General features: G+C 61.9%; 23 protein-coding genes. 8 read left to right on the plus strand and 15 right to left on the minus strand.

Annotated features, from left to right (window positions below; translation table 11 throughout):
- Window positions 1–15 precede the first annotated feature (15 nt).
- Window positions 16–699: a response regulator transcription factor gene (locus tag PYR71_RS13935; protein ID WP_011427159.1), complete on the minus strand. Its 684-nt coding sequence runs from the start codon at window positions 697–699 to the stop codon at window positions 16–18.
- 167 nt (window positions 700–866) lie between these two features.
- Here PYR71_RS13935 and PYR71_RS13940 point away from each other — a divergent pair, with 167 nt between their 5' ends.
- Together PYR71_RS13940 and PYR71_RS13945 are read left to right on the plus strand one after the other, a co-directional pair.
- Window positions 867–1388, plus strand: coding sequence for a L,D-transpeptidase family protein (locus PYR71_RS13940; RefSeq protein WP_275619779.1), 522 nt, complete (start codon window positions 867–869; stop codon window positions 1386–1388).
- A gap of 130 nt (window positions 1389–1518) precedes the next feature.
- Entirely contained in the window at window positions 1519–2349 is an 831-nt protein-coding gene (locus PYR71_RS13945; RefSeq protein WP_275619780.1) for an aldo/keto reductase, read from the plus strand.
- Between the two features lie 107 nt (window positions 2350–2456).
- Here the strand turns inward: PYR71_RS13945 and leuC are convergent, their stop codons facing one another.
- From leuC to ffh, 9 genes are all read right to left on the minus strand, one after another.
- Window positions 2457–3866, minus strand: a complete 1410-nt coding sequence (leuC, locus tag PYR71_RS13950) for a 3-isopropylmalate dehydratase large subunit (RefSeq protein ID WP_275619781.1) — start codon at window positions 3864–3866, stop codon at window positions 2457–2459.
- A gap of 243 nt (window positions 3867–4109) precedes the next feature.
- On the minus strand, window positions 4110–4925 hold the full coding sequence (locus PYR71_RS13955; RefSeq protein WP_275619782.1) for an amino acid ABC transporter permease: 816 nt from the start codon (window positions 4923–4925) through the stop codon (window positions 4110–4112).
- A gap of 16 nt (window positions 4926–4941) precedes the next feature.
- Complete coding sequence (locus PYR71_RS13960; protein ID WP_275619783.1) at window positions 4942–5739, minus strand: transporter substrate-binding domain-containing protein; 798 nt, start codon at window positions 5737–5739, stop codon at window positions 4942–4944.
- Window positions 5740–5875: 136 nt separating this feature from the next.
- Window positions 5876–6412, minus strand: coding sequence for a 50S ribosomal protein L19 (gene rplS / locus PYR71_RS13965; RefSeq protein WP_183917432.1), 537 nt, complete (start codon window positions 6410–6412; stop codon window positions 5876–5878).
- Between the two features lie 212 nt (window positions 6413–6624).
- Window positions 6625–7326, minus strand: coding sequence for a tRNA (guanosine(37)-N1)-methyltransferase TrmD (trmD, locus tag PYR71_RS13970; protein ID WP_275619784.1), 702 nt, complete (start codon window positions 7324–7326; stop codon window positions 6625–6627).
- A complete protein-coding gene (gene rimM, locus PYR71_RS13975; RefSeq protein ID WP_275619785.1) occupies window positions 7326–7895 on the minus strand; it encodes a ribosome maturation factor RimM in 570 nt (189 codons plus the stop codon). The genes trmD and rimM overlap by 1 nt, the downstream gene beginning before the upstream one ends.
- 116 nt (window positions 7896–8011) lie before the next feature.
- Complete coding sequence (rpsP, locus tag PYR71_RS13980; protein ID WP_037116834.1) at window positions 8012–8383, minus strand: 30S ribosomal protein S16; 372 nt, start codon at window positions 8381–8383, stop codon at window positions 8012–8014.
- A gap of 48 nt (window positions 8384–8431) precedes the next feature.
- Window positions 8432–8752 (minus strand): chorismate mutase, encoded by a 321-nt coding sequence (locus PYR71_RS13985; protein WP_011427149.1) that lies wholly within the window; start codon window positions 8750–8752, stop codon window positions 8432–8434.
- 16 nt (window positions 8753–8768) lie between these two features.
- Window positions 8769–10361 carry a signal recognition particle protein gene (gene ffh, locus PYR71_RS13990; RefSeq protein WP_275619786.1) on the minus strand — a complete coding sequence of 531 codons (1593 nt, stop codon included), beginning with the start codon at window positions 10359–10361 and terminating at the stop codon, window positions 8769–8771.
- 399 nt (window positions 10362–10760) lie between these two features.
- Between ffh and PYR71_RS13995 the strand changes: the two genes are divergently transcribed.
- The 6 genes from PYR71_RS13995 (at window position 10761) to PYR71_RS14020 (ending at window position 16169) form a co-directional block, all read left to right on the plus strand.
- A complete protein-coding gene (locus PYR71_RS13995; protein WP_275619787.1) occupies window positions 10761–10985 on the plus strand; it encodes a hypothetical protein in 225 nt (74 codons plus the stop codon).
- A 112-nt stretch (window positions 10986–11097) separates the two neighbouring features.
- Entirely contained in the window at window positions 11098–12003 is a 906-nt protein-coding gene (dapF, locus tag PYR71_RS14000; RefSeq protein WP_275619788.1) for a diaminopimelate epimerase, read from the plus strand.
- Window positions 12000–13271 carry a tRNA (N(6)-L-threonylcarbamoyladenosine(37)-C(2))-methylthiotransferase MtaB gene (gene mtaB / locus PYR71_RS14005; RefSeq protein ID WP_275619789.1) on the plus strand — a complete coding sequence of 424 codons (1272 nt, stop codon included), beginning with the start codon at window positions 12000–12002 and terminating at the stop codon, window positions 13269–13271. The genes dapF and mtaB overlap by 4 nt, the downstream gene beginning before the upstream one ends.
- Before the next feature lie 16 nt (window positions 13272–13287).
- Window positions 13288–14862 carry a signal recognition particle-docking protein FtsY gene (gene ftsY / locus PYR71_RS14010; RefSeq protein WP_275619790.1) on the plus strand — a complete coding sequence of 525 codons (1575 nt, stop codon included), beginning with the start codon at window positions 13288–13290 and terminating at the stop codon, window positions 14860–14862.
- A gap of 78 nt (window positions 14863–14940) precedes the next feature.
- On the plus strand, window positions 14941–15585 hold the full coding sequence (locus PYR71_RS14015; protein ID WP_275619791.1) for a septation protein A: 645 nt from the start codon (window positions 14941–14943) through the stop codon (window positions 15583–15585).
- Window positions 15582–16169, plus strand: coding sequence for a DUF2585 domain-containing protein (locus tag PYR71_RS14020; RefSeq protein ID WP_275619792.1), 588 nt, complete (start codon window positions 15582–15584; stop codon window positions 16167–16169). The genes PYR71_RS14015 and PYR71_RS14020 overlap by 4 nt, the downstream gene beginning before the upstream one ends.
- A 41-nt stretch (window positions 16170–16210) precedes the next feature.
- Here PYR71_RS14020 and PYR71_RS14025 read toward each other — a convergent pair whose 3' ends face one another.
- From PYR71_RS14025 to ccmA, 5 genes are read right to left on the minus strand one after another with little or no spacing between them, the layout of a single operon-like run.
- Window positions 16211–16819: a DsbE family thiol:disulfide interchange protein gene (locus PYR71_RS14025; RefSeq protein WP_275619793.1), complete on the minus strand. Its 609-nt coding sequence runs from the start codon at window positions 16817–16819 to the stop codon at window positions 16211–16213.
- Window positions 16816–16983 carry a heme exporter protein CcmD gene (gene ccmD / locus PYR71_RS14030; protein ID WP_183917410.1) on the minus strand — a complete coding sequence of 56 codons (168 nt, stop codon included), beginning with the start codon at window positions 16981–16983 and terminating at the stop codon, window positions 16816–16818. The genes PYR71_RS14025 and ccmD overlap by 4 nt, the downstream gene beginning before the upstream one ends.
- Window positions 16984–16986: 3 nt before the next feature.
- Entirely contained in the window at window positions 16987–17748 is a 762-nt protein-coding gene (locus tag PYR71_RS14035; protein WP_183917408.1) for a heme ABC transporter permease, read from the minus strand.
- A 47-nt stretch (window positions 17749–17795) separates the two neighbouring features.
- Window positions 17796–18455, minus strand: a complete 660-nt coding sequence (gene ccmB / locus PYR71_RS14040; protein WP_183917406.1) for a heme exporter protein CcmB — start codon at window positions 18453–18455, stop codon at window positions 17796–17798.
- Window positions 18452–19087, minus strand: coding sequence for a heme ABC exporter ATP-binding protein CcmA (gene ccmA, locus PYR71_RS14045; RefSeq protein ID WP_275619794.1), 636 nt, complete (start codon window positions 19085–19087; stop codon window positions 18452–18454). The genes ccmB and ccmA overlap by 4 nt, the downstream gene beginning before the upstream one ends.
- Window positions 19088–19231: the final 144 nt, after the last annotated feature.

Consider the following 19231-nt stretch of genomic DNA (forward strand, 5'->3'; position numbering starts at 1 on the left):
AGAAACCGAGATGCTCTAGGGTATGATCTTGTAGCCGCCGTTTTCCGTCACCAGGATTTCGGCATTGGAGGGATCGCGCTCGATCTTCTGGCGCAACCGGTAGACATGGGTTTCCAGCGTATGCGTGGTCACGCCGGAATTATAGCCCCAGACCTCTTCGAGAAGCACGTCACGGGTGACGACTTTCTGTTCGGCGCGGTAGAGGTAGCGGATGATTGCCGCTTCCTTTTCCGTCAGGCGGATCTTCTGGCCGTTATCGGTGGTGAGAAGCTTCTGGCTCGGCTTGAAGAGGTAGGGGCCGACGGTGAATGTCGCGTCCTCGCTCTGCTCGTGCTGGCGCAGCTGCACGCGGATGCGCGCGAGCAGCACGGCGAAGCGAAAGGGCTTGGTGACGTAATCGTTGGCGCCGGCTTCGAGGCCGAGGATCGTATCGGAATCGGTATCATGGCCGGTCAGCATGATGATCGGCGCCTTGAAGCCGCCCTTGCGCAGGAGCTTCACCGCTTCGCGGCCGTCCATATCGGGCAGGCCGACGTCCATGATCAAGAGGTCGACCGGCGTCGAACGGGCGGTCGCAACGCCCTTGCCGGCGTTGGCTTCCTGCAGAACCGTGAATTCCTCGTAAAGCGACAATTGCTCTGTCAGCGTCTGCCGAAGGTCCTCGTCGTCATCCACCAGAAGAATGGTGCGTGCGGTCATGCCGTTGCGTCCTCATGTTAGGTCCCCTAGTCCTACGCCAAATTGCGGGTTTGGCAAGGATCGGCCGGCGGTGCTGTTGCCGGGCAGGTTTTCATATGATTTCAATCAAAGCCTCAAGCAATGCAAGACTCGCGAGAAAAATGGAAAAAGCAAGGCGGAGCCGGGGAATGAAGCCGTCCACGGTGGTGGTGCGCCCGGCGCCGGGAAAGAAGAGCCGGGCGATCGTGCGCATTGGCACGATCACTGTTCCGGCTGCCATCGGTCGCTCCGGCCGCACAGTGATGAAACGCGAGGGCGACGGCGCGACGCCGATCACATCGATGAAACTGCTATCAGGCTTCCGGCGCGGCGAGCGGAACGGCCGGCTCGCCACTGCGCTTCCCATCCGCCGGATCCGCGCCGATATGCTCTGGTGCGATCAGTCCGGCAATGCCAACTACAACCGCCTCGTCAGGGCGCCGTTCGGCGCCGGCCACGAGGAGATGCGGCGCAGCGACGGGCTCTACGATATCTGCCTGGTGATGGACTGGAACATCTCCTGCCGGGCGCGCAACCGCGGTTCGGCGATTTTCTTCCATCTCATCCGGCCGGGCTACGAGCCGACGGCCGGCTGCGTGGCGGTGAGTCTCGGCGACATGCGCCGCCTCCTGCCGCATCTTCGCAAGGGGACGATTGTCCGTGTGGTCTGATTGTCTTCCGGATGCGGCTGCCTATATCTTTCCGGTGACCGAACGCTCAGGCTGAGATGCGTTCCGGGACGCCCCGAGTGCGGGCGCAAATCATGCCTCGTCCAATTCTTCAAACTCCCGGAGCTATATTGTGACCGCTCAACCCATCATCACTTTCCATGACGGACATTCCATTCCGCAGGTCGGGCTCGGCGTCTGGCAGACGCCGCAGGAGATTGCCGCTCCGACGGTGCGCACTGCCATTGCCGCCGGTTATCGTCATATCGATACGGCGTCCGGTTACGACAACGAGGAGGGCGTCGGCGAAGGCATCCGCTCCTCCGGCCTCGACCGCAAGGACATCTTCGTCACCACCAAGCTCAGGAACACAGACCAAGGCTACGACAATACGCTGCGTGCCTTCGACGGCAGCCTGAAAAAGCTCGGCTCCGACTATGTCGACCTCTATCTCGTTCACTGGCCGTCGCCGCATCGCGGCCTCTACACCGAAACCTGGAAGGCGTTCGTTCGCCTAAGGGAAGAGGGGCGCGCGCGTTCGATCGGTGTGTCGAATTTTTATCCCGAGCATCTGGAGCGGATCATCGGCGAAACCGGCGTCGTTCCTGTCATCAACCAGATCGAGCTGCATCCCGACTTCCAGCAGAAGGCGGCGCAAGAGGTTCACAAGAAACTCAACATCGCCACCGAATCCTGGAGCCCGCTCGGTCAGGGGAAATTTATCTCGAATCCCGCCATCGGTGAGATTGCCAAGAAGCATCGGAAGACGCCGGCTCAGGTCATCATTCGCTGGCATATCGATACCGGCCTCGTCGTCATCCCGAAGTCGGTAACGCCGTCGCGCATCGAGGAGAACTTCCGGGTGTTCGATTTCGAGCTCGATGCCGACGACATGGCGGCGATCGCCAAGCTCGACAATGCCGGCGCCCGCATGGGGCCGGATCCGATGACGGCAGCTTTCTGATTGCCGGTTGCGAGGATGCCGCCGATCGGCTGTCGGGGTCGCAATATAGCAGCCGCCCGACGCGCTGATGCGCATCGGGCGCTTTATCCTTCATTCCGTCGGACGGATCAGTTCCATTCGCGGATATCGACGAAGTGCCCGGCAATCGCGGCGGCGGCGGCCATGGCCGGTGAGACGAGATGCGTGCGCCCCTTGAAACCCTGACGGCCTTCGAAATTGCGGTTCGACGTGGAGGCGCAACGCTCACCTGGCTTCAGGCGGTCATCGTTCATGGCAAGGCACATGGAGCAGCCCGGCTCACGCCAGTCGAAGCCCGCGGCCTTGAAGATCTTGTCGAGGCCTTCGGCTTCCGCCTGTTCCTTGACGAGGCCGGAGCCCGGAACGATCATGGCGTTGACGGTCGAGGCAACGGTCTTGCCCTCGACGACCTTGGCAGCGGCGCGCAGGTCTTCGATGCGGCCGTTGGTGCAGGAGCCGATGAAGACGCGATCGACAGCGATGTCGGTCATTTTCGTGCCCGGCTTGAGGCCCATATAATCAAGGGCGCGCCACTTTGAGGCACGCTTCGTTTCGTCTTGGATTTCATCCGGATTCGGTACGATGCCCTGGACGGAGACGACGTCCTCAGGCGAGGAGCCCCAGGAGACGATCGGCGGCAGTTCGGCGGCGTTCAGTTTGACGACGCGGTCGAAATGAGCGCCTTCGTCTGATTTCAGCGTCTTCCAATAGGCGATCGCCTGTTCCAGCGCTTCGCCCCTCGGCGCGCGCGGCTTGCCCTTGATATATTCGAAGGTGACTTCGTCGGGGGCGATCAGGCCGGCGCGGGCGCCGCCTTCGATCGACATGTTGCAGATCGTCATGCGGCCTTCCATCGACAGCGCGCGGATCGCTTCGCCGGCATATTCGATGACGTAGCCGGTGCCGCCCGCCGTGCCGATCTCGCCGATGATGGCAAGAACGATGTCCTTGGCGGTGACGCCTGCCGGCAGCTGGCCGTCGACCTGCACCAGCATGTTCTTGGCTTTCTTCTGAATCAGCGTCTGGGTGGCGAGAACGTGCTCGACCTCAGACGTGCCGATACCATGAGCGAGCGAGCCGAAGGCGCCGTGGGTCGAGGTGTGGCTGTCGCCACAGACGATCGTCATGCCGGGCAGAGTGAAGCCCTGTTCCGGCCCGATGATGTGCACGATGCCCTGGCGCTTGTCGTTCTCGGAATAATATTCGACGTTGAACTCGGCGGCATTCTTGGCGAGCTGCTCGACCTGGATGCGGCTTTCTTCGTTCTTGATGCCGAGATGGCGGTCGGCTGATGTCGGAACATTGTGGTCGACGACGGCGAGCGTCTTTTCCGGCGCGCGGACCTTGCGGCCGCTCATGCGCAGGCCTTCGAAGGCCTGCGGCGAGGTGACCTCGTGGACCAGGTGGCGGTCGATGTAGAGAAGACAGGTTCCGTCGGCCTGTTCGTCGACCAGGTGGTCGTCCCAGATCTTGTCGTAGAGGGTACGCGGTGCGCTCATGGCGGTAAGTCCGTTTTTGGATGCTTTGGAAAATCGGGAAAAAGCGGATCAGGCTCCGCCGGCCGTCATTCGATCAACGAAGTCGGCTGTTGAGCGCACCGGATACGCATGCAAAGAACCGCGCCGGCAGGCGATAATGGTCCTGCAGCACGAAAATATGCGCGCCAGTGCATCTGAACTTGGATTCCATCGCCCGCATATAGCGATTTTTGAACGAAACGGCAATTCGAATCGTGCTGTGGCTCAGCGCGGCTTCTGCTTCATCTTCTTTTCAATGCGCCGCAGCGCCAGTGACAGGCCGATCGTCAGGATCAGGTAGATATAGGTGACGATCGAATAAGTCTCGAAGAAGCGGAAGGAGCCGGAGGCGTAGACCTTGCCCATCTGGGTAATGTCGGCCACGCCGAGAACCGAGACAAGAGACGAATCCTTCACCATCGAGACGAAGTCGTTGGAAAGCGGCGGGAAGATGACTCGGATCGCCTGCGGGAAGACGACGAGCCGGAAGCGGCGGTAGCGCGACAGGCCGAGGGATTTGGCCGCCTCGATCTGGCCGATATCGACCGACTGGAAGCCGGCGCGGAAGATCTCGGCAATGAAGGAGGAATAGCCGATCATCAGCGCGATGATAGCGCGCCACATCAGCGAAAGGTCGCGCACGAGGATCGGTTCGGCGACGCCGCTCTTCACCAGTGGCGTGATGATGAAGTTATAGGCCGCGACAAGACCCGGCGCGCCGACGAAAGCGATGTAGAAGAGCAGCACCAGGATCGGGATGCCGCGGATGATCTCGATATAGAAGCGGGCGATCTGGCGCAGCACGATGCTGTCGGCCACGCCGAGCAGCGCGATGCCGAGACCAAGCACTGTCGCCAGCATGAAGGCGACGAGCGTCACGAACACGGTGATGCCGGCGCCATTCACCACGGTCCGGAAGACCTGCGTGTAAATGTCGTTGGTGATGATAACGACGGCGAGAATGAGGCCGATCAGAACAAGGACGACCAGCCACCAAGGACGGTCGTCCTTCTCATGTCGCAGGGATGGTTGTGGCGCCATCTGCGATCGCTCGGGGTTATTCGCCCATCTTGTAGTCGAGGAACCACTTCTTGTTCAGCGCATCGAAGGTGCCGTCCGCCTTCAGATCTGCGATAGCGGCATTGACGGGTCCGACGAGATCCGACCCCTTCGGGAAGATGAAGCCGAAGTCCTCGGTGCCGAGCGCTTCGCCGACCACCTTCAGCCCGCCATTCGAGGAATCGACATAGCCCTTGGCCGCGACGCTGTCGGTCAGCACAAGGTCGACGTCGCCGGTCTTCAGCGCCTGCACGGTCGCGCCGAAGGTTTCGAAAAGCTTGATGCGCGGGTTCTGTTCGTTGCCATCGAGGATTTCATAAACGACAGTATAAAAAGGCGAGGTGCCGGGTTGGGCGCCAATCAGGCCGGCGTTGAAGGCGGCAAAGCTCTTGGCATCGGTGAAGCGCTTCTCGTCGCCGCGCACCAGCATGAACTGTTGTGAGCGCATATAGGGATCGGAGAAATCGACCTTCTGCTTGCGGTCGTCCTTGATGGTAATGCCGGTCATGCCGATATTGTATTGGCCGTCTGAGACCGCCTGGATCATCGCGTCCCAGCTGGTGTTCTGATATTCGACCTTGAAGTTCAGCCGCTTGGCGATCTCGTTCATCGCATCATATTCCCAGCCGATCGCCTTGCCGGATTTCGGATCGACGAACTGCAGCGGCGGATAGGCATTTTCGGTGACGACGACGACGCTCTTGCCGCCGAGATCGGGCAGTTCGGCTGCCGACACGGTCAAAGGAGCGAGCGCAAGGGCGGCAAAGCCCGCAAGAACGGTACGACGAAACAGCATGGAATGGCTCCCGGATTGAACGCGAAAATTGTCACGGAAGACCTGCCGAAGGCAAGGCCGCCGCGGCGCGGGCGCGCAAAAAAGAGAAAAGGCGATCCGAAGACCGCCTTTCCAGAAATAGAATTTTTCGCAGATATTATTCTGCTGCCGTTTCCGCGGCGGCTGCTGCTTCAGCAGCGGCCTTGGCTTCGGCGGCTTCTGCTGCTGCCTTTTCGGCGGCGAGCGCCTGAGCGGCTGCAACCTTTTCAGCTTCGATGCGTGCCTTTTCCTCGGCAACGGCGGCGCGTTCGGCGTCGTTGAGCTTGCGGGCGCGGACGCCGGTGTCTTCAACGATACGGGCGGACTTGCCGCGACGGTCGCGCAGGTAGTAGAGCTTGGCGCGACGGACCTTACCGCGGCGGACGACGTCGACGCTTTCGATCATCGGCGAGTAAACCGGGAATACGCGCTCGACGCCTTCGCCGTAGGAGATCTTGCGAACGGTGAAGTTTTCCTGCAGGCCGCCGCCGGAGCGGGCGATGCAGACGCCTTCATAGGCCTGAACGCGGGTACGGTTGCCTTCCGTGACCTTCACGTTGACGCGGACGGTATCGCCCGGGGAGAATTCGGGGAGGGTGCGCTTGGCTTCGATCTTGGCGGCCTGTTCGGCCTCAAGCTGCTGAATGATGTTCATCGTCTTAACCTTTGGTTCTTCTGAAACAGCCAGAGCGCTCGGCACAGATCCCTTGGGTGAGCCTCAGGATTTTGCCCCTTCGGGGCGGGAGCGGATTCGCCATTCTTTGTTTGCTGGCAGACGGGGCTAACCCCATTTCCGCGTGCGCCAATACACGAAAGGCCGGGCCTTGTCATCCCTCGCACGACATTTTTGTGAAGGGGAGGGTGGAATCAGCCGATTTTCTTAGGCTCAGCCTTTTCGAAGAGATCCGGCCGCCGCTCCCGCGTCAGCCGCACCGCCTCCTCGTGGCGCCACTTTTCGATGGCGCCGTGGTTGCCCGACGTCAGGATGGAGGGGATTTCCCGGCCTTCCCACTCCTGCGGCCTCGTATAATGCGGATGTTCCAGCAGTCCGCCTTCGAAGCTTTCATGCAGGCCGGAAAGATCGTTGCCCATGACGCCGGGCAGGATGCGGATGATCGCATCGAGCACGATCAACGCCGCCGGTTCGCCGCCCGACAGCACGTAGTCGCCGACCGAGACCTCCTCCAGCCCCCGCGCTTCGATCACCCGCTGGTCGACGCCCTCGAAGCGGCCGCAGACGATGACGACGCCGTCGCCCGCCGCCAGTTCGCGCACGCGCTGCTGCGTCAGCGGCCGCCCACGCGGGCTCATCAGCAGGCGCGGGCGAGTATCGTTTTGACAGGTACTGTCGATGGCGCGGGCGAGCACGTCGGGTTTCAGCACCATGCCGGCGCCGCCGCCGGCCGGGGTGTCGTCGACGGTGCGATGTTTGTCGGTGGCGAAATCGCGAATCTGCACGGCGTCCAGTGACCATTGCCCGCGCTGCATCGCCTTGCCGGCGAGCGAAAAGCCCAGATGCCCCGGAAACATTTCCGGATAGAGTGTCAGCATGCTCGCCCGGAAAGCCATCACTTCTTCTTTTTCGGTTTGTCCGGGGTGAATTTCGAAATCTCTTCGGGATCGTCGATCAAACCCGCCGCCAGCGGATCGATCAACAATGTGCCGGCTTCGAGGTCGATTTCCAGCACTGAGGCTTCCGAGAAGGGGATCAGCACCGGGCGCTTGCCCGGACCTTTGAGTTCCAGAAGATCGCCGGCGCCGAAATCGAAGACGCCGGTGACCGTGCCGTAGCTGACGCCCTGATCGTCCTGCGCCTCGAGTCCTTCGAGATCGGCATAGTAGAACTCGTCGTCCTCCAACTCCTCGTCGGGCAGATTGTCGCGCTCGATGTAGAGTTCCAGGCCGTTCAGCGCCTCGGCGGCGTTGCGGTCGTTAATGCCGCGGAAACGGACCACCACGACATTCTTCATCTCGCGGATTTCGAGGATTTCGAAGCTGCGTCCGTCAATGCTGTGCAGATGGCCGTAATCGCCGAGCGCCGTCGGATCGGCGGTGTAGGCCTTGGCGCGCACTTCACCGCGCAGGCCCTGCGCGCCGCCGATCGTCGCCATCAGAACGGGGTTTTCAAGCTTTGTCATGGGTTCCTTCATGTGAAGCCGGAAAGACAGGCTTCTCATAAACGAAGTGCAGGTATTTGGAAACGAAAACGGGCGGCATGTCGCCATGCCGCCCGTTCGATTGGGGAAGGTCCTGATTATTCCGCAGCGTCGGCAGCAGCAGCGGCGGCGTCAGCGGCCTTCTGCGCCTTTTCAGCGGCGCGTTCCTGGGCGCGCTTGCCGGGCTTTGCCTTGACCGGGTTGTTCTTGGCTTCGCGCTTGGCAACGCCAGCTTCATCGAGGAAGCGCAGAACGCGGTCGGTCGGCTGGGCGCCGTTATCGAGCCAGTGCTTGATGCGCTCGGCATTCAGCTGAACGCGCTTCTCGTCGTCCTTGGCGAGCATCGGGTTCCAGGAACCGAGGTTTTCGAGGAAGCGGCCGTCACGCGGGCTGCGCGCATCGGCGAGAACGACGTGGTAGTACGGACGCTTCTTGGAGCCACCGCGGGCGAGACGAATTTTCAGTGCCATGTTCTTTACTCCTTAGGCTTTTCTTGACCGCTTCGTGAGGCGGTATGGTTATCGGGCTGCGGCGCTCTGTTCAGCGTGATCCGCAGCGATCTGCTCATGATGCCGGATGACTTCCTTGATGACGAAGTTCAGGAACTTCTCGGCGAAATCCGGGTCCAGATTGGCGGCTTTCGCCAGCTGGCGAAGGCGTTCGATCTGGTATTCCTCGCGCGCCGGATCGGCCGGCGGCAGATTGTATTTGGCCTTCAGCACGCCGACCTCTTTGGTGCAGCGGAACCGTTCGGCCAGCATGTGCACGAGAGCGGCATCGATGTTGTCGATCGACTGACGGTAGCTCGCGAGCTGGGCTTTGACGTCCGGATCAATCATGGGGCAAACGATCCTTTCACTTCTTCTTCGGCAAACCGGGCAATCCCGGGAAACCACCGCCGAGGCCCGGCAGCTTGGCGCCGCCGAGGCCCGGCAAACCACCCGGCAGACCGCCGAGACCGGGCATACCCCCACCCGGCTTTCCAAGCCCCGCCGCTTCGGCCTGCTTCTGCAGGGCTTCGAGCTGCTTCGGGTCGATATTCGAGAGGTCGGGCATGCCGCCGCCCATGCCGCCCAGGCCGCCCAGGCCGCCAAGCCCCATCTTGCCGGCAAGCCCGCCCATCATCTGCTTCATCATGCCGCCTTTGCCCTTGCCGCCCATCATCTTCATCATGTCGGCCATCTGGCGGTGCATCTTCAGAAGCTTGTTGATGGCGGCGGCATCGGTGCCGGAGCCGGCGGCGATGCGCTTCTTGCGCGAATGCTTGAGCAGGTCGGGATTGGCGCGCTCGGCCTTGGTCATCGACTGGATGATGGCGATCTGGCGGCCGAAAAGCTTGTCGTCGAGGCCGGCGGCGGCCATTTTGTCCTTCATGCCTGCCATGCCGGGCATCATGCCCATGATGCCGCCCATGCCGCCCATCTTCTGCATCTGGCGCAGCTGGTCGGCGAGGTCGTCGAGATCGAACTTGCCCTTGGCCATCTTGGCGGCCATGGCAGCCGCCTTCTCGGCGTCGATATTTTCCGCCGCGCGCTCGACGAGCGAGACGATGTCGCCCATGCCGAGAATGCGGTCGGCGATGCGGCGGGGATGGAACTCCTCGAGCTCGCTCATCTTCTCGCCGACGCCGATCAGCTTGATCGGCTTGCCGGTGACGGCGCGCATCGAAAGGGCGGCGCCGCCGCGGCCGTCGCCGTCCATGCGGGTCAGCACGAGGCCGGTGATGCCGACGCGTTCGTCGAAATTGCGGGCGAGGTTGACGGCATCCTGACCGGTCAAAGAGTCGGCGACCAGCAGGATTTCATGCGGGTTCGAACGCTTCTTGATGTCGGCCATCTCGACCATCAAGGGTTCGTCGATATGGGTGCGGCCGGCAGTGTCGAGGATGACGACGTCATGGCCGCCGAGCTTGGCCGCCTGCACCGCACGGGCAGCGATATCGGTCGGCGACTGGCCGGCGATGATCGGCAGCGTGTCGATGCTGGCCTGGGCGCCGAGCTGGCGAAGCTGCTCCTGGGCTGCCGGACGGCGCGTGTCGAGCGACGCCATCAGCACTTTCTTCTTCTCGCGCGTCGACAGCCGATGGGCGATCTTGGCTGACGTCGTCGTCTTGCCGGAGCCCTGCAGGCCGACCATCATGACGACGACGGGAGCGGGCGCATGCAGGTCGATGCCGACGCCTTCGCCGCCCAGCATCTCGATCAGTTCGTCATGGACGATCTTGACCACCATCTGGCCGGGCTTGATCGACTTCAGGATCTCGGCGCCGACGGCCTTTTCACGCACGCGGTCGGTAAAGGAACGCACGACGTCGAGCGCGACGTCGGCCTCCAGCAGCGCACGGCGAACCTCGCGCAGCGCTGCGGAAACATCGGCTTCCGAAAGCGCGCCACGGCCTGTCAGTCCATTCAGAATGGATCCAAGACGGTCCTGGAGGTTTTCAAACATCGGCTCTTCCTTGATACGTTTCGGGCGGGTTGATCTGCCCGGAAACGTCGTGCTTTTCCTTGACGAAAACAAGACGCAAAGCCAAAAAGCACCCGAGGGCGCATCGCGCTGTCGGGTGTTGACCTCCGGGATCTAAGGTCCCGGTCGGCGGCTCGGAGTCATGCGGCTCGTCGCGGATTGGGCGCGATAAACAGGAAAGCCGCGCGAAAGTCAAGGCGAATGCGTGGGATGATCGCCTCGCGGAAGTTTCGGATGCCCTTTCGCGTATATGTCACAGTAAAAATTCCGGCTGGCGGCCCCAATTCGCGATGGAGGCCAGTTGCAAAATATTCCACTTGTGATTCTACTTTCAACTTAAGTGCATCCTGTAAAATGATTCGTGAATATCCTTGATGCCGGATGATCCGGCGGAGATATCGAATGATCAATGCTGATATTGAGAGCTGGGCACTGGCGCGGGCTCATCATATTGTTCTGAATGAAGGCCTTAGTCTTGCAAAGGCGGCACAGGATCTGGATCGCAAACGATCCCGCTCGCTGGTCTACGAGCTGAGAAAGGTCATCACTGCCGCCATCGTCGAGGCGCATGCGGTGTCCTTCAATTCCAACGGTACTGAGCGGTAAAGCCGTACTGCCTCGCAAGGGCGGCCGGCGGCAATGGCTGCCCGGCACTCACCCACTGGTAATTCCTTCGCATTTCCGCCATATACAGCGGAAACACGGACGGAATGATACTATGAGTGCAACGGTCGAATTCGCGAGGATGAACGGGCTTGGCAACAAGATCCTGGTCGTCGACATGCGTGGCCGGCCGGATAAGGTAACGGCAGCGGCGGCTGTCGCGCTCAATGCCGATCCTGCGACCGAGTTCGATCAGATCATGGCGATCCATGATCCGAAGGCCGACGGCACCGATGCCTTCATCGATATTCTGAATTCCGATGGTTCGAAGGCGCAGGCCTGCGGCAACGGCACACGCTGCGTCGTGCAGGCGCTTGCCGCCGAGACCGGCCGTAAGGCCTTCGCCTTCCAAACGGTCGCCGGCATCCTCAACGCCGTCGAGCACGAGGACGGGACGATCTCCGTCGATATGGGCCGGCCGGTCTTCGATTGGGACATGATCCCGCTGGCCGAAGAATTCCACGATACCAGCCGCATCGAGCTGCAGATCGGCCCGATCGACAATCCGGTGCTGCATTCGCCGTCGGCCATGTCGATGGGCAACCCGCATGCGATCTTCTGGGTGGACAAGGACGTAATGTCCTATGATCTCGCCCGCTTCGGGCCGCTACTCGAAAACCATCCGATGTTTCCCGAGCGCGCCAATATCACGCTCGCTCAGGTGACCTCGCCGACATCGATGACGACGCGCACCTGGGAGCGCGGCGCGGGACTCACGCTTGCCTGCGGTTCGGCCGCCTGTTCCGCCGCCGTCAGCGCCGCGCGCACCGGCCGCACCGGCCGCACGGTGACGATCAATGTGGCAAGCGCCAAGCCGCCGGCGACACTTTCGATCGAATGGCGCGAGCGCGACGATCACGTCATCATGACCGGTCCGGCCGAATGGGAATGGTCGGGCAGGCTCGATCCTTCAACCGGCCTCTGGTCGCGCGATGATACCCGAGGGGCGGAGGCGCAGTGAGCGGCATCGAGGTCATTACCTTCGGCTGCCGCCTCAACACATATGAATCCGAAGTGATGAAGGCGCAGGCCGAGAAGGCCGGGCTCAACAATGCCATCCTGGTCAATACCTGCGCGGTGACCGGCGAGGCCGTGCGCCAGGCTCGCCAGGCGATCCGCCGGGCGCGGCGCGACAATCCGCATGCCCGCATCATCGTCACCGGCTGCGCCGCGCAGACGGAAAAACAGACCTTTGCCGAAATGGCAGAGGTCGATGCCGTGCTCGGCAATGAGGAGAAGCTTTCGAGCGCTACCTATCGCAGCCTGCCGGATTTCGGCGTTTCGGCCGAAGAGAAGTTGCGCGTCAACGACATCATGAGCGTCAAGGCGACGGCGCCGCAGATGGTCAGGCACATCGACGGCCACGTGCGTGCCTTCATCCAGGTGCAGAACGGCTGCGACCACCGCTGCACCTTCTGCATCATCCCCTATGGCCGCGGCAATTCCCGCTCCGTGCCGATGGGAGCCGTCGTCGATCAGGCCCGCAAGCTCGCCGACAGCGGTTATCGCGAGATCGTCCTGACCGGCGTCGATGCCACCAGCTATGGCGGCGACCTGCCGGGAGCGCCGACGCTCGGGCTTCTGGCGACGACGCTCTTGAAGCAGGTCCCGGATATTCGCCGTCTCAGGCTTTCCTCGATCGACAGCATCGAGGCCGATGCCCATCTGATGGATCTCATCGCGGAAGAATCGCGTTTCATGCCGCATTTGCATCTGTCGCTGCAGCATGGCGACGACATGATCCTGAAGCGGATGAAGCGCCGGCATTCGCGCGCCGATGCGCTGCGCTTCATCGAGGCTGCGCGGCGTCTCCGCCCCGAAATGAGCTTCGGCGCCGATATGATCGCCGGCTTCCCGACGGAAACCGAGGAAATGTTCGGCAATGCGGTGCGGCTCGCCGAAGAAGCCGGCATCGCGCATCTGCATGTTTTCCCCTACAGCCCGCGTCCCGGCACGCCGGCCGCCCGCATGCCGCAGCTCGACCGATCGCTGGTCAAGGATCGTGCCGCACGGCTGCGCGCCACTGGACATAAGCTCCATCAATCCCATCTCGACGGCATGATCGGAACCCGGCAGTGGCTGCTCGTCGAAAACAACGGCCTGGCGCATACCGAGAACTTCACGCTGGTTGCAGCCGCCGGCCTCTGCCCCGGCGAACTTGTGCCAGCCACCATCACCGGCCACAATGGCAAGCATCTCGACATGCAATTAACGGCCGCAGCGGCCTGACTTTCACGGAATTCTCATGGCGCTCAGTTTCATCAAAAAGGTCTTTACCTTCGGCAAGCCGGCTGAAGAGCCCGTGCCCGATGCCGTGGAAAGGGAACTCGAGCCGCGCTCGCGCGACGAAGATCTGCCGGTCGCCGACGATCCCGTTCTTTCCGAGAAGTTGGATACCGCGGGTGGACCGGCGGCGGATGTCGGCGAGGCCGAGGAATCAAACATCCTCGATGAGTCGTTGCCTTTGCCTCCCGCAGATCAGATGAGCGAGTTCGGGCTGGTGCCGCTTTCACTGCTGGAGGCCGAAGCTGAAGCAGAGACGCAGGCAATTGCCGAGAGCGAGGTGGAAGCACCCGTCTCTGTCCCTTCGGGACATCTCCCCGACAAGGGGGGAGATCGTTTGGAGGCTGACATGCCGGCTTCGGTCGAAGAGACCGCCGAGGTAACAGAAGCGCTCTCGGAGGAAACCCCTGCTGAGATCGATGCGGAAGAAGACATCGCCGTTCAGCCGATCTCCCCCCTTGTCGAGGGGATGCGCGGCAGGGCAGAGGGGGGTATCTCACCTGGCGAGCCCTCCGAAACTGCTGCGGAACAGCCAAAGCCTGAATCTCCGATCCTCCCCAAAGGCTTCGCGACCGGCCCCGCGATCGTCGAACCGCAGCCTATCGCTCCGCAGGCGAAACTCAGCTGGTTCCAGCGACTGCGCAACGGCCTTGCGCGCACCTCCTCGCAGCTCACCAACCAGATCACTGCGCTCTTCACCAAGCGCAAGCTCGACGACGAGACGCTGCAGGATCTCGAAGACCTGCTGATCCAGGCCGATCTCGGCGTCGAGACGGCGCTGCGGGTCACCGATTCGCTCGCTTCGGAGCGCTACGGCAAGGACGTCACCGGCGAGGATGTCAGCCGCATCATGGCGTCCGAAATTGCCAAGGTCCTGAAGCCGGTCGCCAAGCCGCTGCAGCTCGATCTCTCGCACAAGCCGCACGTCATTCTTGTCGTCGGCGTCAACGGCACAGGCAAGACCACGACGATCGGCAAGCTCGCGGCGAAGCTTTCGGGCGCCGGGCTGAAGGTGATGCTGGCGGCCGGCGATACGTTCCGCGCGGCGGCGATCGAGCAGCTGAAGATCTGGGCTGAGCGGACCAATTCCGAATTCATCGGCACGAAACTCGGCGCCGATGCCGCCGGCCTTGCCTATGATGCCTTCGAGCAGGCGAAGGCGAAGAAGTGCGACGTGCTGATCGTCGACACGGCAGGCCGCCTGCAGAACAAGGCGGAACTGATGGCCGAGCTCGAGAAGATTGTGCGCGTGCTCGGCAAACTTGATCCTGATGCGCCCCATACGGTGCTGCAGACGCTCGACGCCACGACGGGGCAGAATGCGCTGAGCCAGGTCGAGATCTTCCACAATGTCGCCGGCGTCAACGGGCTGATCATGACCAAACTCGACGGCACGGCGCGCGGCGGCATTCTCGTCGCGATCTCCGCCAAGCACAAGCTGCCGGTCTATTTCATCGGCGTCGGCGAAGGGGTCGACGATCTCGAGCCGTTCGAGGCAGAGGATTTCGCCCATGCCATTGCCGGGCTTCCGCAATGATGCCACAGATAAGCCGCCGAAAGCCTGCAAGGGACGGTCGGGAAACGAATTTTCAGGAATAGCAGGTTCGAAGAACGCATGACCACCGAAAGCGATATCACGCCGAGCGCGGCCGACCGCCATCATCCGATGCTGAAACTGGCGCTGGAACTCGGGCCGCTGATGGTCTTCTTTTTTGCCAATCTGCGCGGTCAATGGCTGGTGGAAAGATTTCCTGCCCTTTCGGAACTGGGCGGTCCTTTGTTCGTCGCGACCGCGCTTTTTATGGCAGCGACGGTCACTTCGCTGATTGTGTCGAAGATCGTGCTCGGCCATTTGCCGATCATGCCCTTTGTCTCCGGCATCGTCGTCGTTATCTTCGGCTCTCTGTCGATCTGGCTGCAGAACGAGACCTTCATCAAAATGAAGCCGACCATCGTCAATGCGCTCTTCGGAGTCGCGCTGCTGGGCGGGCTCGCCTTCGGCCGCTCGCTGCTCGGTTATGTCTTCAACGCTGCCTTCCAGCTCGATGCAGAGGGCTGGCGCAAGCTTACCATCCGTTGGGGCGCCTTCTTCCTATTCCTAGCCGTGCTCAACGAAGTCGTCTGGCGCAATTTTTCCGACGATACCTGGGTCGCCTTCAAAGTCTGGGGCACGATGCCGATCACCATCATCTTCACGCTAGCGCAGATGCCGCTGGTGCTGAAACATAGCGTCAACCTGGAAACGGACGGTGAGACGTGAGCACAGCGGACGCCGGATATCGTGTCAGACACCAGAGCTTCTGGCTGGTCGCCTGTCTTGCGGTGCTGGTCGCCCAGGTCGTCGCCGAATATCTGATGGGCCGGGTGCCGATCTGCGCCTGCGGTTATGTCAAGCTGTGGGAAGGCGGGGTCAATACCAGCGGCAATTCGCAGCATCTGTCCGACTGGTATACGCCGTCGCACATCATCCACGGCTTCCTGTTTTACGGGCTCGGCCACCTAGTTCTGCGCCACAAGCCGCTTGCGGCGCGGCTGCTCCTGGCGCTGGTGATCGAATCCGGCTGGGAACTGCTCGAAAATTCGCCGCTGATCATCGACCGCTACCGCACGGCGACGATCGCACTCGATTATTACGGCGACAGCATCGTGAATTCGGCAATGGACACCGCCTTCATGTGCCTCGGCTTCTTTTTCGCATCACGGGTGCCGGTGGCGGTCACGGTGGCGATCGCCATCTTCTTCGAGATTTTCACCGGCTATGTCATCCGCGATAATCTGACGCTGAACGTGCTGATGTTGGTCTGGCCGGTGGAGGCGATCAAGGTCTGGCAGGGTGGAGCTTAACCTGCCTCGATATCCTCCTTGTGCGGAGGGTCTTTCTTGACTTACGAAGCCGGCTTCGCCAGCGCCTTTTCCATCGCCGGAAACAGCCCTTCCTTCAGGCTAATATCGTCGAAGGGACCGACGCGCTTGTAGAGGATCGTGCCGTCGGCGCCGACCAGATAGCTTTCCGGGATACCGTAGACACCCCAGTCGATTGCCGCCTTGCCGTTCGGATCGATGCCGATCGCCCGATAGGGATTCCCGAGTTCGCCGAGGAAACGCAGGGCGTTGTCGTTCTTGTCCTTGTAATTGATGGCGACGATGTTGAGCCGACCGTCTTTCGCCAGTTCCTTCAAGATCGGATGTTCGTCCCTGCAGGGAAGGCACCAGGAAGCGAAAACGTTGACGAGGGTCAGCTTGCCCTTGATCGCCGCATCGGTGAGCGCCGGCAGGTTTGCCCCGTCGAGCGGCGGAAGATTCAGCGCCGGCGTCTTGGTGCCGATCAGGGCCGAGGGGATTTCGGCGATGTTCTTGCCATGGAAATCCTGGTCGTAGAGCATCTTTGCGGCCGTCGCGGCTATGGCGCCGAAGACGATCAGTGGCAGAAGCGCCAGAGCGTAGCGGCCAAGTCCGCGCGGCCTGACGGTTCTGGTTTCGGGGGTCTCGTTCATTCGCCGTCCCTCGTGCGCGCCGAGCGGCGGCGAATGCCTGCGGCTTCGAGCGCTGCAAGTTCGCGGCGGCGCGCCCGACCGTCGGCCCAGGTCCAGAAGGTGACGGCGACCGTCACGAGGGCTGCAAAGCCGTAGGAGGCGTAGACGTAGAAGGCGTGCGTCATGACCTATTCCTCCCGGCTCGCCATGCGGGCGGCAAGGCGGCGCTGGGCGGCGATGCGGCGGCGCCAGATCTCGTTCCTCATCGCCATGATGTGCAAGGTGAAGAAGAGGAGGGTGAAGGCGATCGCCATGACGAGGAGCGGGCGCAGGAATTCCGGATCGATCGCCGGACCGCCGACCCGCAGCACGCTTGCCGACTGGTGCAGCGTGTTCCACCATTCGACAGAGAACTTGATGATCGGAATATTGACGAAGCCGACGAGGATGAGCACGGCGCAGACCCGTGCGGCCTTCGACGGATCGTCGATGGCGCGGCTCAGCGCAATCAGGCCGAGATACATCAGAAAGAGAATGAAGACCGAGGTCAGCCGCGCGTCCCACACCCACCAGGTGCCCCACATCGGCTTGCCCCAGAGCGAGCCGGTGACGAGCGCCAGCAGAGTGAAGGTGGCGCCGAGCGGGGCTGCGGTCTTGGCGGAGACGTCGGCCAGCGGATGGCGCCAGACCAGCGTGCCGATCGCCGAGATGCTCATGATCGTGTAGCATAGCATCGAAAGCCAGGCGGCAGGCACATGGACATACATGATGCGCACCGTCTCGCCCTGCTGGTAATCGCCTTCGGTGGAAAAGCTGAGAAAGAGGCCGACCGCGAAACAGAGGGCGGTGAAACCGGCCAGCCACGGAATGACGCGTGCCGCCAGCGCCAGAAACCGTGTCGGGTTGGCGAGATCGCTGAATTTACTGATCGCAAGGCTCGGTTCACTCATGACCGCTTCCTTATCTTGATCCGGCTTTTCCCGCAATCGAATGCCAATCACTCCGCCGTGTTTCGCAGCGCAAGGGCGGCGGCAGCCGGGCCAATGACGGCGAAGAACAGCGTGAGCGCGATAAGGATGAGAAAAGGCGGCAGGAACAGTGCGGGATCCTCGACCGCGGCATAGGTGGCGCTGACCCCGAAGATCAACACCGGGATCGTCAGCGGCAGCACCAGGATCGAGACCAGCAGGCCGCCGCGGGGGAGCGCCACGGCAACGGCGGCGCCGACCGCGCCGATGAAGGTGATGGCCGGCGAGCCGACAAGCAGCGTCAGCGCGGTCGCGCCGATCGCCGTCTCGTCCATATTCATGAAGAGGCCGAGCAGCGGCGAGGCGATGACCAAAGGCAGGCTGGTGGACGTCCAGTGAGCACAGCATTTGATCAGGACGGTGAGGACAAGCGGTGTTTCCTGCGTCAGCATCAGGTCGAGCGATCCATCGTCGCGCTCGGCCTGGAACAGGCGGTCGAGGCCAAGAAGGGCTGCAAGCAGGGCGCCGATCCAGACGATGGCGGGGCCGATGCGGGAGAGAAGCTTGAGATCCGGCCCGACGCCGAAGGGGATGACGGCGACGACGGTCAGGAAGAACAGCACGCCGATCAGCGCGCCGCCGCCGGCGCGGATCGAGAGCTTGAGATCGCGGAGGAAGAGGGCGGTCATCCCCACACCCCCTGATCCACCCCGGCAAAGCCCGTCATCTTCAATTCCCGCACATTCTTCAACCCCAGCGGCTGATGCGTCGCCGCCAGCACGATGCCGCCCCTTCTCAGATGCGTTTCGATCAATCCTGCGAATAGCTGGTCGGCGCTGGCATCGAGTGCCGCGGTGGGTTCGTCGAGGATCCAGACGGGCCGGCGGGCGACGAGCAGCTTGGCAAAGGCGAATCGGCGCTGCTGGCCGGCGGAGAGATAGGCGAAGGGAAGGTGACTAATTCCGGCAAGGCCGACGGCCTCGGCGGCGTCCTCGGTGGAGAGGCCGGCGTTGCCGAGAAAGCTCCGCCAGAAATCCAGATTCTCTGCAACCGTAAGTTCATTCTTCATCGCATTTCGATGGCCGAGGTAGTGGCAGACCTCGCCGGGATGCCGGCCTTCCCGGCTGCCGTCGCCATGAAAGACGACAGTGCCCCTTTCAGGCCTGAGAAGGCCGGCGACAACGCGCAGCAAAGTGGACTTTCCCGATCCATTTCTGCCCGTAAGAACGAGTGCTTCGCCGGCTGCCAAGTGAAAGGAAATATTAACGAAAATGAGATCGCCACCGCGCCTTGCGGCCAGATTTTCGGCGGTGAGATGCATGCATCGGCTCTTTCTTCGTTTCGGCTTCGGAGGGGTCAAAAAATGTCGGATTTTGACCGTTTCCGGGTATGGCAAGTTTTTACGAAATTATCTATAAGACCTGCAACCACGCCAGCGGTCGGCGTGAATTTCATCCTTGCGCCG

Origin of the sequence: Rhizobium mulingense, assembly GCF_029194105.1 — a bacterium.
GTDB classification, from domain to species: domain Bacteria; phylum Pseudomonadota; class Alphaproteobacteria; order Rhizobiales; family Rhizobiaceae; genus Rhizobium; species Rhizobium mulingense.

Bases quoted from the DNA above. Each gene is read 5' to 3' on its own strand.
- ffh (WP_275619786.1), bottom strand. From the start codon at position 10,361: ATGTTTGAAAACCTCCAGGACCGTCTTGGATCCATTCTGAATGGACTG.
- ftsY (WP_275619790.1), top strand. From the start codon at position 13,288: ATGGCGCTCAGTTTCATCAAAAAGGTCTTTACCTTCGGCAAGCCGGCT.
- PYR71_RS14025 (WP_275619793.1), bottom strand. From the start codon at position 16,819: ATGAACGAGACCCCCGAAACCAGAACCGTCAGGCCGCGCGGACTTGGC.
- ccmD (WP_183917410.1), bottom strand. From the start codon at position 16,983: ATGACGCACGCCTTCTACGTCTACGCCTCCTACGGCTTTGCAGCCCTC.
- PYR71_RS13995 (WP_275619787.1), top strand. From the start codon at position 10,761: ATGATCCGGCGGAGATATCGAATGATCAATGCTGATATTGAGAGCTGG.
- rimM (WP_275619785.1), bottom strand. From the start codon at position 7,895: ATGACAAAGCTTGAAAACCCCGTTCTGATGGCGACGATCGGCGGCGCG.
- PYR71_RS13955 (WP_275619782.1), bottom strand. From the start codon at position 4,925: ATGGCGCCACAACCATCCCTGCGACATGAGAAGGACGACCGTCCTTGG.
- PYR71_RS13960 (WP_275619783.1), bottom strand. From the start codon at position 5,739: ATGCTGTTTCGTCGTACCGTTCTTGCGGGCTTTGCCGCCCTTGCGCTC.
- ccmA (WP_275619794.1), bottom strand. From the start codon at position 19,087: ATGCATCTCACCGCCGAAAATCTGGCCGCAAGGCGCGGTGGCGATCTC.
- leuC (WP_275619781.1), bottom strand. From the start codon at position 3,866: ATGAGCGCACCGCGTACCCTCTACGACAAGATCTGGGACGACCACCTG.
- ccmB (WP_183917406.1), bottom strand. From the start codon at position 18,455: ATGACCGCCCTCTTCCTCCGCGATCTCAAGCTCTCGATCCGCGCCGGC.
- PYR71_RS13985 (WP_011427149.1), bottom strand. From the start codon at position 8,752: ATGATTGATCCGGACGTCAAAGCCCAGCTCGCGAGCTACCGTCAGTCG.
- PYR71_RS14035 (WP_183917408.1), bottom strand. From the start codon at position 17,748: ATGAGTGAACCGAGCCTTGCGATCAGTAAATTCAGCGATCTCGCCAAC.
- rpsP (WP_037116834.1), bottom strand. From the start codon at position 8,383: ATGGCACTGAAAATTCGTCTCGCCCGCGGTGGCTCCAAGAAGCGTCCG.
- trmD (WP_275619784.1), bottom strand. From the start codon at position 7,326: ATGGCTTTCCGGGCGAGCATGCTGACACTCTATCCGGAAATGTTTCCG.
- PYR71_RS13940 (WP_275619779.1), top strand. From the start codon at position 867: ATGAAGCCGTCCACGGTGGTGGTGCGCCCGGCGCCGGGAAAGAAGAGC.
- PYR71_RS14015 (WP_275619791.1), top strand. From the start codon at position 14,941: ATGACCACCGAAAGCGATATCACGCCGAGCGCGGCCGACCGCCATCAT.
- PYR71_RS13935 (WP_011427159.1), bottom strand. From the start codon at position 699: ATGACCGCACGCACCATTCTTCTGGTGGATGACGACGAGGACCTTCGG.
- rplS (WP_183917432.1), bottom strand. From the start codon at position 6,412: ATGAACATCATTCAGCAGCTTGAGGCCGAACAGGCCGCCAAGATCGAA.
- dapF (WP_275619788.1), top strand. From the start codon at position 11,098: ATGAGTGCAACGGTCGAATTCGCGAGGATGAACGGGCTTGGCAACAAG.